General features: G+C 69.9%; 9 protein-coding genes. 1 reads left to right on the top strand and 8 read right to left on the bottom strand.

Annotated features, from left to right (window positions below; translation table 11 throughout):
* Positions 1 to 137: 137 nt before the first annotated feature.
* Both IC607_RS15860 and IC607_RS15855 read right to left on the bottom strand, forming a co-directional pair.
* Positions 138 to 4,535, bottom strand: a complete 4,398-nt coding sequence (locus IC607_RS15860; RefSeq protein WP_191788369.1) for a glycosyltransferase — start codon at positions 4,533 to 4,535, stop codon at positions 138 to 140.
* 248 nt (positions 4,536 to 4,783) lie between these two features.
* Positions 4,784 to 7,585 carry an N-acetylmuramoyl-L-alanine amidase gene (locus IC607_RS15855; RefSeq protein WP_191788368.1) on the bottom strand — a complete coding sequence of 934 codons (2,802 nt, stop codon included), beginning with the start codon at positions 7,583 to 7,585 and terminating at the stop codon, positions 4,784 to 4,786.
* A 125-nt stretch (positions 7,586 to 7,710) separates the two neighbouring features.
* On the opposite strand from IC607_RS15855, the gene rfbB reads away from it, so the two are divergent.
* Positions 7,711 to 8,706 carry a dTDP-glucose 4,6-dehydratase gene (gene rfbB, locus IC607_RS15850; RefSeq protein ID WP_191788367.1) on the top strand — a complete coding sequence of 332 codons (996 nt, stop codon included), beginning with the start codon at positions 7,711 to 7,713 and terminating at the stop codon, positions 8,704 to 8,706.
* Positions 8,707 to 8,727: 21 nt separating this feature from the next.
* Here the strand turns inward: rfbB and IC607_RS15845 are convergent, their stop codons facing one another.
* The 6 genes from IC607_RS15845 to IC607_RS15820 all read right to left on the bottom strand — a co-directional run bounded on the left by IC607_RS15845 (position 8,728) and on the right by IC607_RS15820 (position 16,722).
* Positions 8,728 to 10,818, bottom strand: a complete 2,091-nt coding sequence (locus IC607_RS15845; RefSeq protein WP_191788366.1) for a SpoIID/LytB domain-containing protein — start codon at positions 10,816 to 10,818, stop codon at positions 8,728 to 8,730.
* Positions 10,819 to 10,877: 59 nt separating this feature from the next.
* Positions 10,878 to 11,753 carry a glycosyltransferase family 2 protein gene (locus tag IC607_RS15840; RefSeq protein WP_191788365.1) on the bottom strand — a complete coding sequence of 292 codons (876 nt, stop codon included), beginning with the start codon at positions 11,751 to 11,753 and terminating at the stop codon, positions 10,878 to 10,880.
* Positions 11,750 to 12,556: a CDP-alcohol phosphatidyltransferase family protein gene (locus IC607_RS15835; protein WP_191788364.1), complete on the bottom strand. Its 807-nt coding sequence runs from the start codon at positions 12,554 to 12,556 to the stop codon at positions 11,750 to 11,752. Before IC607_RS15835 ends, IC607_RS15840 begins: the two co-directional genes overlap by 4 nt.
* Positions 12,553 to 13,785, bottom strand: a complete 1,233-nt coding sequence (locus IC607_RS17950; protein WP_191788363.1) for a CDP-glycerol glycerophosphotransferase family protein — start codon at positions 13,783 to 13,785, stop codon at positions 12,553 to 12,555. The genes IC607_RS15835 and IC607_RS17950 overlap by 4 nt, the downstream gene beginning before the upstream one ends.
* Before the next feature lie 18 nt (positions 13,786 to 13,803).
* Positions 13,804 to 14,493, bottom strand: a complete 690-nt coding sequence (locus IC607_RS15825) for an NTP transferase domain-containing protein (RefSeq protein WP_191788362.1) — start codon at positions 14,491 to 14,493, stop codon at positions 13,804 to 13,806.
* A 108-nt stretch (positions 14,494 to 14,601) separates the two neighbouring features.
* The gene (locus IC607_RS15820; protein ID WP_191788361.1) at positions 14,602 to 16,722 is read right to left on the bottom strand and encodes an acyltransferase family protein; all 2,121 of its coding nucleotides are present in this window, start codon (positions 16,720 to 16,722) and stop codon (positions 14,602 to 14,604) included.
* Between the last annotated feature and the right edge of the window lie 7 nt (positions 16,723 to 16,729).

Genomic DNA, 16,729 nt, shown 5'->3' with positions numbered 1-16,729 from the left:
TCTAGTACGGCAGAGCAGATGGACGGGCGTCCATCTGCGGGCGATCTCGCCCGCAGATGGACGCCAGGCCCACGGTCGGACAGCTCACGACGACCCGCAGGTCACTCCGAGGACCACGCCCGACCTGGCACCAGCGCTCAGTCGAACGACCGCCGTCTGGCCTCGTGACTGCGCAGCTCCTCCGGCACGTACTCGAGCAGCTCCGACGGCCGCGAGAGTGGACTGACCGCACGCTCGCGCAGCAGCCTCGCGAGGACGTCGCGCTGCCACTCCCACGTCCACAGCGCACGGTCCCGCGCCACCGCAGCCTTCAACTCGTGCACGCGCCCAGGATCGTTCGCGAGAGTGCGGATGGTCTCGACGAGGCTCGCTTCGTCGACGATCATCTCGGGAAGCGTCATCCGGTCGAAGCGCGGACGTGCAGCGCACACGAGCCCGTGCTCGTCCGGGACGATCCACTGCCGCATCATGTAGCCGTCGGAGACGACGACCGTCAGACCGCACGCCAACGCCTCGATGATCGGGAGGCCCACGCCTTCACGCTTCGACGGCCAGAGCAGGACGTCCTTGCCCGCGTACGCCTCGCTGATCTCCGGCACCGTGCCCTCGATCACCACCACGGCCGGATTGGTCCGGCAGATCTCGGCGATCTCGTCGCCGTACTTGTCCACGGAGACCTGCGAGTAGACGAAGAGCTTGGCCGAGCTCGGGGCAGCGGCGTCGAACGCACGAATGACCATGTCCGTGTTCTTGCGGTTGTTGAGGCCACCCCAGCCGCCCACGTGCACGAAGCGGATCTCGTCGGCAGGCCGCTCGACCTGGTCGGGGACGCTGATGTCGCTCGCCCACGGCACCAAGATCACGCGCTTGGACGGAAAGCGTCGCAGCAGACGCTCACGCGCCGTGTAGGACGCGCACAGGAAGGTGTCGAAGACGTCGTAGCGATGCAGGCTCTCGGTACGGAGCACGTCGAGGTTCTCGTAGCAGACGACCTCGACGCCGGCGGCCTTGAGCGCACTGACGCGCTTCCAGTCGTTGGGATGGACCTCGATGAAGACGACGCAGTCGATCTCGTTGTCGCGTACCCACGCGAGCATCTCCGCCGGCGTCGGGTCGTCGCCCGCGTTGAGGACGCGAGGATGCTCCACGGCACCGGCGTTCTCGAACCGGTCGCTCTCCCAGCGCGCGAAGATGTGGGTCCGGAGGGTCGGGCTCTCGATCGCGTCGGTGATCTGCTTGGTCTGGATGCTGACGCCCCGTGTGTGCCAGATCGAGCTGAACCCGATGTTGACGACCCGGTCCGGGACGTCGCGCGGCAGCTCGACGGGCTCCAGGACAGGACGGTAGAGAGCAGTGGGGCCGTCGGCCTCGCTGCCCGCCTTGACGTAGCTCACGGCGCGGAAGCCGTCCTCCGCGTACACGCCGGCGTCGTCCGCGACGACCGCGCCCGCCCACCTCGCCACGAACCCGGCCCTGTTGCGCGCGATGAACCGCCCGCGCCCGCTCGAGCGGCTCTCCAGGTGGTACACCACGGACGCCGGGTTGTAGAGCGCGCGCAGCCGGAGCTGCGCGCGCAGCCGGAAGGCGAGGTCGAGGTCTTCACATCCGTTGATGAAGGCGGGGTCGAGACCTCGCAGCTCGACGAAGTCCGTCGCCCGCATCGCGATGCAGGCTCCCGTGAGCGCCTGGTGGACGCGGGCCTTGTTGACCTCCGGGGCGTCGCCCGCGTGACCCTGATAGACGTGGTACGGGATGTGGGACTTCGCGGAGAAGACGATGCCGCAGCACTGGACGGTTCCGTCCTCGTAGAGGAGCTTCGGTCCCACCATTCCGACGGTGGGGTCGAGCCGCAACGGCTCGACCAGGCCGTCGAGCCAGCCCTCGGTGACGATCGTGTCGTTGTTGAGGAACACGACCACCTCACCGCTCGACGCAGCGAATCCCGCATTGTTCCCAGCCGAGAACATCACGTTCTGCTCGAGCCTCAGCGGCACGACATCCGTGCGCCCGCCGAACTCCTCGACGATCTTCGCGTGCGAGCCGTCGGAGCTCCCGTTGTCGACCACGACGAGCTCGAGGTCACGTCCATCGGGATGCTCGAGGACGGATCGCACGCACGCCCGGGTCAGGTCGTAGTTGTCGAAGCCGAGGACGACCACGCTCACCCGACCGGCAACGCGAGACCTTCCGGCCAGCTCCGACCAGTCGATGCGCGCGTCCGCGGCCTCGAACGGTGCCGAGTGCTCGTCCCCGAGCAGTGCCGCTCCCCCGGCGAGCGCATCCCGCCAGGCCCGCGCCGGTGCCACCGGCCCCCGACCGAGAGCGTGCCGGGCCTGGATCCTCGCCGCCAGGTCCCGGAGAGCGTCGCCCTGGTGCTCCGTCGAGGTGATGCGACCGAATCCGGAGCCGGCGTAGTAGTTGACGCCCACGAACGGCAGGAAGGTCGCTCCCGTCGTCCGCGTGACGGACAGCAGGTAGTCCCAGTCGACCAGCCGTCGGAGCTCGCGGTCGAACCGGTACCGCGCGTCGTCGAGCCGCCGGTGCACGACCGCATTGAGGTCGACGTAGTTGCCGTCCAGGCAGAACTCGTAGTCGAACGGCGCGCCGCGGTAGTAGGGCGGGGCACCTTCGTCCCCGGTGGCGCGAAGCCCGCAGTAGGCGAGCGTCGATCCGGTGCGCACCAGGAAGGTCACGAGGTGACGCAGATGGTCGGTCGTCCAGGTGTTGTCGCTGTCGAGGTATGCGACGAACGTCCCCTTGGCCGCAGCGAGGCCCGCGTTCCGAGCACTCGAGACACCCTGCTTGGCGAGCCGGAGATACCGCACCCGAGGGTCTGCGAACCCGGTGACGACCGCTTCGGTGTCGTCGGTGCTGCCGTCGTCCACGACGAGCAGCTCGAGGTTGGCGTGGCTCTGCGCGATGACCGAACGGACGGCGTCGGCGATCTGGGACGAGCGGTTGTAGGTCGGCATGACGACCGAGACGAGCGCCCGATCGACCTCGTGCTGATGCTGCTGGTAGACCGTGTCGATCTGCGCGAGGAAGTCGCGCTCCTCCTCGCGGTCCCAGTCCTGGTACGACCGTCGGATGGCCTGCCGCTTGACGGGAAGGGCGGTCGGGACGGGAGAGCGCTTCTCACGCCGCCCGAACAGCGAGTAATGGACGACGGGGTCCATGCCGGCCTTGGCGACGTCGGGGTAGGCCTTGAGATACCAGTCGGCGTCGAACGCCGGGACCTCGGCGCGTCTGAACGCGTCGGGGTTGGGGTGCCTCTTCTGCGCAGCACCGATGGCGGCATAGTGCGTCACCGCGTCGAGCCCTTGGACCGCTACGTCGGGGTAGTACCTCATGTACCAGCGAGCGTCGACGACGGGCGCGCTCGGGGCGCCGCCGTTGGGCCGCGCAGGAGCGGAGCGGCGCGGCGCGGCTCCCGCTCCCCCGGTGGCGTCACGCCGCCGGTTGGGGCGCCTGACAGCGCGCGCGATGGCACGCAACGGCGCCGTGAGGCGCCACGACGTGGACCGCTTCATCTTGGCGATCTCGCGCTTGCGGGCCGCCGCGCTCTTCTTCGCCGCCGCAAGCTCACGGTCCCGCCCCGACAGGGTGGTCTTGGCCGCCCGGGCCGCCTCGCCCATCGTGCGCGCCGACCTCGCCGCGACGCGCAGGTTCTGGCGGGCGGTGGCCAGCTCGGACTCCGCCTTGAGACGCTCCGCGTCGAACGTCGCCTCACGCTCGATGATCGCGCGCTCGAGCGCGCCACGTTCGCTCTCGGTCTCACCGACGAGAGCACGGGCTCCCTCCAGGTCGCTCTTCAGACGATCGCGTTCTCGCTTGGTGTCGCGCAGCTCGACCTCGAGCGACCGCTTGAGGAAGTCCTGAGCACATGCCTTGCCCAGCCGACCGAACACCTTCTGCAGGTCACTCAGGGCCGCGCCGTCGTGGCCCGTACGGAAGAATTCCTGCATCTCCTGGTTCTGGTCGGGACCGACGGCCACGACAGTCAGACCATGCCCGTGCGAGAACTGCACGACGGGGTAGATCGAACGCAGCTCGTCGGCGAACCGGAAGGCTCCGAAGTCGTCCTTCCGCTCGTTCGTGTCGTGGAGCACGACGACCGCCCGGCGGGAGAGCTTCGGCAGCCAGGACTCGAAGTCGTGACGCGCAGCCTCGTACGTGTGGTAGCCGTCGATGTGCAGGAGGTCGATCTCGCCGTCCGCGAAGAACTCGAGGCCGTCGTCGAACAACATGGGCATGAGCGTCGAGAAGCGGGAGTAGAGGCGTTCGTTGTGATCACGGACGGCCCGGAACACCTCCGGTCCGTACGCACCCGCGTGCTCGTCGCCCTTCCACGCGTCCACAGCGAAGCAGCGGGTCGCCTGCCCTGTGACGTCCAGCGCCTGGCAGAAGGCGAAGTAGGAGACGCCGTAGTGCGTCCCGAGCTCGACGAACGTCGTCGGCCGGTGGGTCGCTGCCAGCCAGAACGCGAACGGGACGTGCTCCAGCCACCCCGAGGGCATGAGATGCAGAGGCTGCATGAAGACGACCGGATCGATGGCAAGGGTGCGAGACCCTCCCGAACCCGTGCTGTGCGCCAGTCGTGGCTGCTGCCGCACCGGATCCGTCGTCGTCTCGTGCATCGTGCTCCCTGCTCGGATGTGTGCGCACGAGCCGGGGGCGACCCCTCACGCACAGATGGGCGGGAGCAGTATACCTGCGCCGATTGCCTGGGTGATCTATCGCGCGCCGTCGCTGCAAGAGGGGCGAAGCTGCAGGTCAGGACGCATCAACGCCCCAGCACGATGGCAGAGATCCTGACCGTCTTGCGGTCCAGCGCCGTCACGGTCAGGGTCCCGCTCATGGTCCTGGGCAGGACGATGTCGAGGTGCCGGTGGGCCGTTGGCTGGGCCGATGCGGTCGAGACCGTCTTGATGGTCGTCGAGCCGATCTTGACCACGACGCGCCCACGCCCGGGCGCCGACGCAACGATGAGCCGCACCGCGCGCACGCTCTTCGCGGACGTCACCGTCAGCGTCCGCTTGGCGGTCGTCGCCTGCCACACCTGAGCCCGGTACCAGCTGTCGCCGTGCTTGGTGGTCCACCCCGACGACCGCTTCACGAGCGCGCTCGACACGGGACGCGTCGCCCGCGGAAAGGACGTGATCGCGCTCGAGCCGCCCTTGCCGACCGCCCGGACCCCCACCAGCCACGTGCGCCCGGACGGCGAGGTGGGCAGCCGGTACGACGTCCCGGTCGTGGTCCTCACCTTCGTCCACGACGACGGCAACGCCTTGCCGTGCGCCGCGGTACGGACGAACACCTCGTAGCGGACGGCCGTCGACACCTTCTTCCAGCGGTAGACCGACGACGTGGCCTCGAGGAACGGTGCCTGCGAGGCGGACAGCGCGACCTTCGTCGGCGTCGCGGACGGCAGCCGCCCGAGGCCGAGCGTCAGGGCTGCGGTCCTGACCCTCGGGAACGCGATGCCCGCCACGGTCACCGGGCCGCGGCCGGCGACCGTGCGCAGCGTGATCGTGCCGGACGTGGAGGCGGGAAGGTCGAGGCGGACGACCGCCCGCGACGTCGTCGTCGAGGAACGGGTCTCGACGTACCCGAGCCGCTTGCTGCCCGCCTTGACCTCGATCCGGCCGGTGGCCGGTCCGCGTGCGACCTGCAGGAGGACGGCGCGGGCCTGCTTGACGCTCTTCACGGTGAGCGTCGCCCCGCTCGTCGTCGTGCGGTACGTCGTGTACCCGGTCGCGGTGCTGCGCTTCCAGGACGCGGACCGGGCGACGCTCGACCAGTCGACGAGGCGTGTGACCTGGCCGATCACCGTGACCAGACCCCGCCGCGCCTTGCTGTCGATCGCCCGAACCGCGATCACGCGCGTACGACCGGGGTCGGTGGCGATCGACGTCGACGTGCCCTTGACCGTCTTGAGCACGGTCCACGCGCGGTCGTCGTCCATCGCGTACGTCAAGCCCGACGACCGGGTGAGGACCTGGTAGGACACCGCGCCCTTGACGGCCTTCCACCGGTAGGTCGACGACGACGCCCACTGGACCGGCACCTGCGTGCTCGTCGGCGCGACGGCGGTGGGTGCGGGCAGCGCGGGAACCGGCTTGCCGTACTTCGCGATCGCCGCCGTGACCTGCTTCTTGACCGCCTTGCGGATGGCCGGGAGCTTCTCGTAGAGCCGCCACCCCGGGCACGCCGTGCCGTTCGTGTCGCGGTGCCCCAGGATCACGGGCACGGAGACCTTCGCCCCCGCCTTCGCCTTCGTGTTGCTCCCCGTGCTCGACCCGGTGATGAGCGTGGCGCGCCCGGTCGCGTTCAGGCCGTGCGCGTAGGCCTGCCATGCGAACACCTTCTCGACGGACGCGACCATGGCGGCCGGTGGGTTCCCGGTCTGGAAGTTCCCCATGGCGGACACGCCGATCGTGTCGGTGTTGTACCCCCCGGCCTGGGCGCCGATCGGCAGGTCCGTCATCGCGTCACGGCGCCCCTGGTAGATAGTCCCGAACCGGTCGACGAGGAACTGGTAGCCGATGTCCGGCCAGTCGCGGCTGCCGGTGTGGAACGCGTAGATGCCGCGCACGATCGCCGCGGACTGGGACTTCGAGTAGCTGTTCGTGCCGGCGGTGTGGTGCAGGTACATCGCGGTCAGGCGCGACGACACCTCCGGCCACGCGCTGCCCCGCTTCTCGTTGGCGCCCCACTGCTTGCGCGTGACGATCCTCGGGCGGATGACGTCGCCCTTCGCGCCGGTCTTCGCCGCGACGGTCACGGTGCTCGGGGTGGTCGGCGTGGTCGGCGTGGGCGTGGGCGTCGGGGCCGAGGTCGGTGTGGGCGTCGGTGCGGGCACCGTCTCGACGGCGGGGACGACGTCGGCGACTGCCCGCACGCCCGTGTCCCCCGAGGTGCGGGTGGGCGTGCTCGTGGAGGTGCTCGCGACGGGCGTCGTCCCGGGGTCGATCACGTCGAGTCGCAGGCCCGCCGGTTCGGCGTCTCCGCCGGCAGTCGCCACGCGCACCTGCGCGGCGTCCGCACCCGAGCTGATCAGCGGCTCGGTGCCCGGCCGCTCCCCCGGCACGCCCACGTCGACGACGTCGAGGTCCTGCCAGGGCGTCCAGGTCCCACCCTCGCGCACCCGCACGGCGACCTGCGTGACCGCGATGTCCTGACCCGGGTCCCAGGTCACGCCCGCGACCAGGAAGTGGCCCGTGAACGTCCGCGCCCCCAGCGCGACGACGTCGTCGGGGTCGACCGCCGCCACCGCTGGCGCGGACGCGGACGATCCGTCCGTCCGGGCCGGCGCGTAAGCGCTCGCGTCGCGGCTCGCGGCCGGGTCCACACCGTCGACGGGCACGGCGGTGACGTCAGGGTCGACAACCTCGGGGTCGACGGCAGTCGCGTCCGACGACCCGTCGGCGGATGCGCCGTCGACAGGCGCGGCAGCGTCCTCGTCGGGCGCGAGGACGACGGGAGACACCTCGGGGCCGACGGCGCCGGCCACCTGCGCCGGGACGACCATCCCCCCGATCGCGACCGACAGACCGACGGCCGCCACGACCAGCTTGCGGACCATGCGATGCTCCCCCTCGAACCGTTGCGTCAGGCACGCGACGCCGTCCAGGGTACGTGCCCCGGTAGATTTGTCACCGTCCCAACCCCACGGCGCGTCATCGCACGCGCCACCCGAAGGAGTTTCTCGTGCGTGTTCTGGTCACCGGCGGTGCTGGCTTCATCGGCGCCAACTTCGTCCTCCAGACCGTGCGCGAGCGCCCCGACGTGCAGGTCACGGTGCTCGACGCCCTGACCTACGCGGGCGACGAGGCGAGCCTGGCGAGCGTCGCGGACGCGATCACGTTCGTGCGCGGCGACATCTGCGACGCCGCGCTCGTCGACGGTCTTGTCGCGCAGTCCGACCTGGTCGTCCACTTCGCCGCCGAGTCGCACAACGACAACTCGCTGCACGACCCGTCGCCGTTCGTCCAGACCAACGTGATCGGCACGTTCACGCTGCTCGAGGCAGTCCGCAAGCACGGGGTGCGCTACCACCACATCTCGACCGACGAGGTCTACGGCGACCTCGAGCTCGACGATCCGGCCAAGTTCACGCCGGACACGCCGTACAACCCGTCGAGCCCGTACTCGTCGACGAAGGCGTCGTCCGACCTGCTGGTCCGCGCATGGGTCCGCTCCTTCGGCGTGCAGGCCACGATCTCCAACTGCTCCAACAACTACGGCCCGCTGCAGCACGTGGAGAAGTTCATCCCGCGCCAGATCACCAACGTCATCGACGGTGTGCGGCCCAAGCTGTACGGCACCGGGCAGAACGTGCGCGACTGGATCCACGTCGAGGACCACAACACCGCGGTGTGGGCGATCGTCGAGCGCGGCCGGATCGGCGAGACCTACCTCATCGGCGCCGACGGCGAGGTCGACAACAAGACGGTGGTCGAGACCATCCTGGACCTGATGGGCCAGGACGCCGATGCGTACGACCTGGTCAGCGACCGTCCCGGTCACGACCTGCGGTACGCCATCGACGCGACGCGCCTGCGCGACGAGCTCGGCTGGCAGCCCCAGTACGGCTCGTTCCGCGAGGGCCTCGCCGCGACCATCGACTGGTACCGCGCCAACGAGGCCTGGTGGCGCCCCCGCAAGGAGGCCACCGAGGCGAAGTACGCGACCCTGGGCCGCTGAGGTCGACGGCGCCGGTGCGGCCTACTTCGGCGGCACCGGTGTTGCCGACCTCACCCAGGGACCGTAGACCGTGCCGGTGGCGTATGCATTCAGCTTGCTGCGCATGGCGTCCGCCTTACCGATCACCGTAGCCGTCAGGCCCATCGACGATGTTCCGGTCATCGATTTCAGCCCGCCTCCTGTGTAGTGAGACAGCGAGATCGCGACGACATCCTTGAGGCCGAGCATCTTGGCTGCGCTCGCTTGGCTCAGCGACACGGACCATGTAGAGAGCGAGTTGCCGACCCTGGGGTCCAGGCTCCACGGATCGTCGACGGACCTCATCGCGGGGATCGCGGCGACCCACACATCCTCGCTGTTGAGCGTGCTGCCACCAGAGGACGAGTAGTAGTAGGTGTGCTCGACCTTGCCAGCATTCGTCTTGACGACCTTGCCCTGGCCCGTCGCGGCGTCCACGGTGGCGTCGACTGCTGCGACCCATCGAGCACCGTCCGTGCCGGTCACCTTCTTCCAGCCGACGTAATTCTGGTCGCTCGTGCTGTCCAGGATGTCGCAACCGCAACCAGTGCGGTGCGTCGTCTCCGCATAGGAGCGCGCCGCGATCGCCTGCGCCTTCAGCGCTTCCATCGACCAGCTCGACGGAACCTCGCCCAGGCCGTACAGGTACTCGGTCTGCAGTCGAACGTCGTTCACGATGTTCAGCTTCTTGTTCAGCACGCTGATCCGGAGCTGGCCGTAGTGATACCGATTGGCCGTCGCATCCCAGGTGGCATAGATGCCGGTCGTCAGTGAGGGGAAGTACGTAGTCCCACCCCACTGCAGGGCGAGACTCGGCGACGTCACGCTCTTGCTGCCGTACGTCGCAGTAACCGACTTTCCGTCCTTCGCAACCGCGAACTTGATCGTCGCGCTCGCCGAGCCCGCCAACGTCGAGAGCCCGGGCGTCGTACCAACACGCCACGCTCCACCCACGATCTGGACAGGCAGTGACGTCCTTGCGTTGTCGATCTGGACTGCGATGGAAGTCTTGGAGGACAGCCCATCGAGCCCGACCGTGTCGCCCGAGTAGTAGTGCTGCAAGATCTTGGTGGCGCTGTACCCGTCGAGCGCCATGCCGTAGGCGCCATACTGCGACATCCCCACGCCGTGACCGAAACCGGAACCCTTGATCGTGAACGATGCCGGGATGACGGTCTTCACGCTCACCTTGACCGACGAGCTCGACACGGAACCGGCGAGCAGGCGGTAGGTGCGCGAGACCAGCGGCTTGACGGTCACCGTGCCGATGCCGCCCGTGACCTTGACCTTCGCGGCCGTGGTCCAGGCTCCGGACCCGATGCGCTGCTGGAGCGTCATCGTTCCGGTGGCCTTCTTGCCCGCGGAGTACCAGGTGGCGGTCGCTGTCGTGGTCGAGGTGGAGGTGGCGAGCGAGCGCGACGAGAACGACAGGGACGCCCAGTCGCGGTCGACCGTCACGGTGCGGATGGCGCTCGTCAGCGAGTAGCGGACCAGGCGGTACTTCGTCGTCGAGGTCGGCTTCACGGCGACGGTCGTGCCCGTGCTGCTGACCTTCAGCTTCTGGACCGTGACCCACTTCTTGCCCGAGAGCCGCTGCAGCGCCACGATCCGCGTGACGGGCTTGGCGTCCTTGTAGACCTTGAGCGTGAGGTTCACCGAGGTCCCGACCTTGATGGACGCGCCCGCGCTCGGCCCGAACGAGAGCCAGTTGCGCACCACCTTCACGGTCTTCGAAGCGCTGTTGTACGTCGCGCTGTGCAGCCGGTACGTCGCGCTCGCCGCGGGTTTGATGGCGACCGACCCGTTGCCCTTGACGAGCTTGACCTTCGCGACCGTCTTCCACGTGCCGCCGGAGCGCTTCTGCAGCAGGACGCTGCCCGTCGCACGCTTGCCCTTCGTGATCCAGGTGGCCTTCATCGTCGCCGACGTCCCCAGGTGGACCGACGTCGGCGCGGTCAGCGTGTGCGACGTCGTCGCCGCCTCCGCGGCCGTTGGGAGCGCCACCGTCAGCCCCGCCAGCACCAGCACCGCGGCCAGGATCGAGGCTGCGAGGCGTGTGACAGGAGTGAACGAGAGACGACTACCGTGGCGCATGGGGGCAACTGTGACACGCCCGCGCCGCAGCATCCAGTATCGACCGCAAATTGGTTGCCTCAGATGATCGGCGGTCGGCCCTTGAGGGTCATGACCGCGACGGTGCGCCAGGAGATGATGCGCGCTTCGCCCGGATCGTCCCGCCACCCCTCGCGGAAGCCGTCGAACCAGACCCGCAGCGCGGAGCGGTCCTTGCGGTCACGGACCACCTGGATCGCCGTCCACGTCCCCACGTACAGCGGGCGCAGCACCACGGGCAGGTTGCGTCGGGCCAGCCAGACGCGGTTGCGGCCGTTGAGCAGCTGCGAGACCGCGTGCCGGCTCGGGCTCGTGGCGGGGTGGTGCATCTCGACGTCGCCCATGTGCCAGACCTCGAAGCCCTGATCCCAGACCCGCCACGCGAGCTCGATGCCCTCGTGCGCGTAGAAGAACTCCCCCGCCCAGCCCCCGGCGCCCTCGAACACGTCGCGACGCACCGCGGTGACGCCCTCGGTCACCGAGAAGATGACGCTCGAGCGGCGCGGGTCGCCCTTGCGCAGCCGGCGCACCCAGCGGCCGGGCGGCTCCGAGCCGTCCGCCGTGGTGAGCAGCGCCTGCGCCATCCCGAGCCTCGGGCGCGCCGCGAACCGCTCGGCCATCGTACGCAGCGCATCGGTGGACGGGATGACGGCGTCGTCGTCGAGGAAGAAGATCAGGTCGCCGCTCACCTGCGCGGCACCGACGTTGCGACCTTCGGGGATGCCGAGGTTCTCCGGCAACGCCATCGAGCGCGCGCCGGCAGGGATGCCCTCGGGCTCCCAGCCGTTGCCGACCACCAGGACGTCGGTCTCGACACCCTCCTGCGCGAGGGCGGACTTGACGGCGATCGTCAGGTCGACGGGTCGGTTGCCCATCGACAGCACGACGACGCCGATCGTCGGCAGCGGGCGGCTCATGCGCGCAACCTCGACGACGACAGGATCGCGGTCACGTGGCCCAGGCCAGTCACCACGACCGCGACGACGAGCCCGATCAGCGTCCAGCGCGTCACGTCGATCCCGCCGACGAAGGCATCGATGATCGCCGCGAGCGCGATCACGGTCGCGAGCTCGACGGCGTGGAACAGCCGGTGGAAGGGGACGAACCGCGCCGCGCGGCGCAGCCGCGCCACCCCGCTGACGCGCGGCGCCGCGACCTCGGCGGCGTCCTTCGCGGGCGGCAGCCCGCCCTGCGCGCGCGACGAGACGACGAGGTCGTTGACGACCTTGTTGAGCAGCAGCAGCGTGGCGAACAGCCCGCCCCACGTGGTCCAGGCCAGGTTGTCGGAGATCTCGCCGAACCCGCCGGCCGCTCGCACGCCGAACGCCAGCGCGATCAGCGCCTCGGTCGTGTAGTGCGCGAGCTTGTCGATGAAGATCCCGACCGGTCCGCTGGTCCCGCGCCAGCGCGCGACCTCGCCGTCGGACGAGTCCACGACCATCTGCAGGTGCGTCAGCACCACGGCCAGGACCGCGAAGCCCCAGCCCGGCAGCGCCACGGTGAGCGCCGCGACCCAGCCGATCGCGAGCATCACCCAGGTGACCGCGTTCGCGCTCATCCCCAGGCGCAGCGCACCCAGGGTCAGGTACGGCGAGATCCGCCGCCCGTACACATCAGCGGTCCAGTGCTCGGCGTTGCGGCGCTTGCGGATCGAGTCGGGCTGACCGACGCGCCTGATGTCGGCGACCGTGGGCCGCGCGGAGGTGGTGTGCTCGGTCATTCCTGTCCTTGTCCGGCGCGCAGGACGTCGTCAGCCTGCAGAGCGTCGCGCTCCGAGATGACGCGGTCGCACTCGGCGACGAACCGCGCGGTGGCACCACCGACGGTGCCGAAGTAGTAGTCGACGAGCTGGGCGCGCCGAGCGGCGTCGGGATCCGCGACGACCTCGCGTTCCAGCAGGTCGGGCAGTGTCCCGACGTCGTGGGCGTGCAGGCGTGGGACGGTCTCGAGCAGTCCCGTGGACGCGACGTCGGCCGCACCGGGCGGGACGGTGACGACGAGCGGGCGGCCCGTCGCCAACCAGTCGAACGCGATCGCGGAGACGTCCGTGACCATGAGGTCGGCGCCCTCGAACGTCCGGTACGGGTCGTTCCCCCGGTCCACCCTGTGACCGGGACCGGCCTGGGCGATCGCCGCGCGGATGCGCGCGTCGGTGGCCGCGAACCGCGCGTCCGAGACCCCTGTGCGCGGGTGCGGGCGGTAGACGACGCGGAAGCGCGGGTCGGCGAGCAGCGTGTGCACCAGCCGCTCGCCGTGGCTGACGACCGACGAGTACGCGCTCGACCCCTGGCCGCCCTCCCACGTGGGGGCGTACAGGACGACGATCGGCGCGCCCGTCGGGCGCTCGCGAGGCCCGGTGCGCACCGCGTCGAGCTGCGGGCGCCCGATCGGTACCACGCGCCCCGCCGGCTCGAACCGCATGAGCTGGTCGGCGAACCGGTCCACCGCACCCTGACCGGCGACGAACGCGTAGTCGTACGCCTTGATCAGGTTGGAAGCCGCGACGCGCTTGTCGCTCTCGCCGTGCGAGAGGTAGACGTGCAGCGCGCTCGGGATGCGCAGGGCGTTGAAGTTGCCGACGTCGTGCCCGACGTAGCAGAACAGCGCGGTGCCGGAACGCTCGGCGATCGCGTCGATCGTGGCGCTGCGCCCAACCGTGATGACGGGAAGCCGCTGCTCCTGCGCCACGACCCGCGCCGCCCGCGAGTCGGCCGCGACGATCAGCACACCGTACGTGGCGTCGAGCTCACGCAGCGGCGCGTACCACTGCCGCAGCTGGTACAGGTTCTGCCGGGTGCCGGCATAGAAGACGACGACGCGCTGAGGGAAGGTCTTCCCCTCCAGCGCGGCGTCGTCGCCCAGTCCGTCGGGCATGCCCGCGGGCAGCCAGCCGAGGCGGCGCAGCGCGACGCCACCCCAGCCGCGCACGCGCCGGCGCACCTGCGCCACGTCCAGCCCCATCCGCGGTCAGACGTGCTCGTTGGCGCGCTCGAGGTCCTCGTCGAAGTCCACCTCGACGGCCCACAGGTCGGAGATGTCCACGGGTACGAACTTCAGGCCGTCGCTCTCGATGGCCACCTCGATGCCGCGCTCGAAGTAGTCCTGGTCGCCCACCTCGTCGAGGCGCGCGATCAACGTGGCCTTGTCCTGCGCGGACACGTAGTTGATGCCCACGGCCTCGCCGAGCGCGTCCACGACCTGCTTGGAGAGCTGGTCGATGAAGCCGTCGCCGTCGACCGTGTACTTGACCTCCTCCTCGGCCACCGTGGCGGTGTTGACCGAGATGAGGGACTGCTCCTTGTCGATGTACGGCTTGAGCCGCTCGAGGATGGCCGGGTCGAAGACGACGTCGCCGTTCATCCAGAGCACGCCGCCGTCACCCGACGCCCGCAGCACGCGCAGCAGGCTCTTGGAGGTGTTGGTGCGGTCGTACTCCTCGTTGTAGACGAAGAGGTTGCGCGGGTGTGCCTCGAGGATCATCTCGAGCTTGAAGCCGACGACGGTGTACAGCTGCACGTCGTCGAACGCGCCGCGGATCTTGGCGACCTGCTGGTCCATGATCGTGTGGCCGTCGCGCAGCGGCGTCAGCGGCTTGGGGAACGGACGTCCGAGCCGGGTGCCCATGCCCGCGGCGAGGATCGCCACCTGTGTCGTCATCGAGAAGTCACTCCTTGTTCGTCAGGTGGTCGTCGGTTCCAGGGGCGCCCGCTGCCCGCGGCACCCCAGAGCATGCTAGTCGTGCGGCGGTTCGTCCCGCTCCCGCAGTCACGGCGCGACGAGTGGCTCGATCCGCTCCCACAGGTAAGGCGCCATGCTGCGCACGTAGGTCGACGAGATGTGGTCGTTGTCCCGGTGCACGTTCGCGCCGCCGATCACCGCCGGGCAAGAATCCCCCCGGCAGTAGTGATCGGTCATCTCGACGAGCGGCACCCGGCCGTCGCTGCGATCGGTCGCATCCCGCAGCGGATCGTGCTCGACCAGGACGTCGCTGCGCAGTCGGTCGCACCGGCTCGGGTCGCCGCGCCCTTCCTTGAGGAGGCAGTCGTTCGGATCGACGTCGGATGACGGGTTGTCGAGGATCGCGATGATCGGCGTGCCGGCGTCCAGCACGGGATCCCAGGCATCGAGAAGACCCTGCGCCACCACGTCCCGCCGATTCTCACCGGTCGGGACCTGCATCTTCTGGCGCGCATACCCCGTCACGACGATCGCGTCGTACGTGTTCCCCTTCGCCAGGAGGTGGGCACCGACCTGGCGCTGCCACGTCCGGCAGCCCTCGACGAGTGATGGCTTGGAGCGCTCGGGCTGGACGGCGCTCCACACGCACGACGCCTTGGCATAGAGCGTGACGACGGCGTGGCCTCGGTCGACGAGGACCTGCCACGCGGGCAACCAGGCGCGGGCGTGCGAGTCGCCGACGACCGCGACGTGCGGCACGCCGCGGCGGGGTTTCCCGAACGTGCACGGCTCCATGTCCGGCTCGCTGTTGTCGCTCCAGCAGCTCTGCAGCCCGGCGTCGTCGTTCTTGACCTCGGCCGGCCCGGGCACCACCACGTTCTCGAGGCGGGGGTCGGGGCACCCCTTGCCGTCGTTCACCAGGCTGGCGGCCCCGAAGCACAGCGGCCTGCTGGCGACGACGGTCTCGGCGCGCTCTTCGGCTCGCTCCCTCGCGACCGACGCCGCACCGCTACCAAGCTCGCAGACGGCCGCGACGACGCCCATGCCCGCCGCGGTCAGTGCGAAGGTCACCGTCGGCCTCCGCAGGCCGAGACGGCGAGCCGAGCGGACGGGATCCTCGACCCAGCGCTTCGTCGCCCACCCGAGAGCCAGGACGACGACGAGGAGCACCACCTTGTCGACGGCGTGCAGCGAACGGCCCAGGGCGAACGGCAGGATGACGACAGGAGGCCAGTGCCACAGGTACGTCGAGTAGGAGATGTCCCCCAGCGTCTGGACCGGCCGCCACGCCATCAGGCGGGTCGGCGCCCACGCAGCCTCCGGCGCACCTGCCGCGATCACTGCGGCGGTACCGAGCACCGGGACGACCGCAGCCGTGCCCGGGAACGGTGTCGCCGACGTGAATGCGTACCCGGTCCAGGCCAGGACGGCGAGCCCTGCCCAGGACAGCACGGCGCGCGCTGCGACGAGTCGAGCGGCGCGCCGCTCGTAGGCGACCATCGCGATCGCCAGCAGTCCGCCGGCACCGAACTGCCACGCACGGGTCGTCGTCACGAAGTAGGCCTGGGGCGCGTCCGACACGGTGAGGTGCAGCGACCAGACGAAGCTGGCGATGCTCGCGGCCCCGAGCACGACGCCGACCGAGCGGAGCACCTGCCCGCGCATCCGCGCAGCGACCCACAGCGCCAAGACCACCAGGAGCGGCCAGACCAGGTAGAACTGCTCCTCGACGGACAGCGACCAGTAGTGCTGGACGGGCGACGGCGCGGCGTCCGCGGCCAGATAGTCGACCGCGTCGTGCGCCAGGACCCAGTTCAGGACGTAGAAACCGGCGGCGCCCACCTGCCGCAGGTAGTCCTTCCAGAGCCCGCTGGGCACCCAGGCGAACGTCGCCACCGCGGTGACGAGCAGGACCAGCAGCGACGCGGGCAGCAGCCGGCGGGCTCGTCGAGCCCAGAACTGCGCGAGCGAGACTCGCCCCTGCCGCTCGGCCTCGCGCAGCAGGTGACCCGTGATGAGGAAGCCGGAGATGACGAAGAAGGCGTCGACGCCGACGTACCCTCCCGTGAGCCGCTCGGGCCACAGGTGGTAGAGCACGACGAGCATCACGGCGATCGCGCGCAGCGCCTGGATCTCGGGCCGGACCGCCGTGCGCGTGCGCTCGGGCGCCAGCGCCTCGAGAGCAGCGGTGGGCGTCGGGGAGACCATGCGCGCA

The organism is Cellulomonas sp. JH27-2, from assembly GCF_014837175.1.
In the GTDB taxonomy this organism is placed as follows: domain Bacteria; phylum Actinomycetota; class Actinomycetes; order Actinomycetales; family Cellulomonadaceae; genus Cellulomonas.
This window is presented reverse-complemented; position numbering and strand designations above follow the sequence as displayed.

Excerpts from the sequence above, each read along its gene's own strand:
- IC607_RS15820 (WP_191788361.1), bottom strand. The coding sequence starts at position 16,722 with ATGGTCTCCCCGACGCCCACCGCTGCTCTCGAGGCGCTGGCGCCCGAG.
- IC607_RS15840 (WP_191788365.1), bottom strand. The coding sequence starts at position 11,753 with ATGAGCCGCCCGCTGCCGACGATCGGCGTCGTCGTGCTGTCGATGGGC.
- IC607_RS15860 (WP_191788369.1), bottom strand. The coding sequence starts at position 4,535 with ATGCAGCCTCTGCATCTCATGCCCTCGGGGTGGCTGGAGCACGTCCCG.
- IC607_RS15835 (WP_191788364.1), bottom strand. The coding sequence starts at position 12,556 with ATGACCGAGCACACCACCTCCGCGCGGCCCACGGTCGCCGACATCAGG.
- IC607_RS15845 (WP_191788366.1), bottom strand. The coding sequence starts at position 10,818 with ATGCGCCACGGTAGTCGTCTCTCGTTCACTCCTGTCACACGCCTCGCA.
- IC607_RS15855 (WP_191788368.1), bottom strand. The coding sequence starts at position 7,585 with ATGGTCCGCAAGCTGGTCGTGGCGGCCGTCGGTCTGTCGGTCGCGATC.
- IC607_RS15825 (WP_191788362.1), bottom strand. The coding sequence starts at position 14,493 with ATGACGACACAGGTGGCGATCCTCGCCGCGGGCATGGGCACCCGGCTC.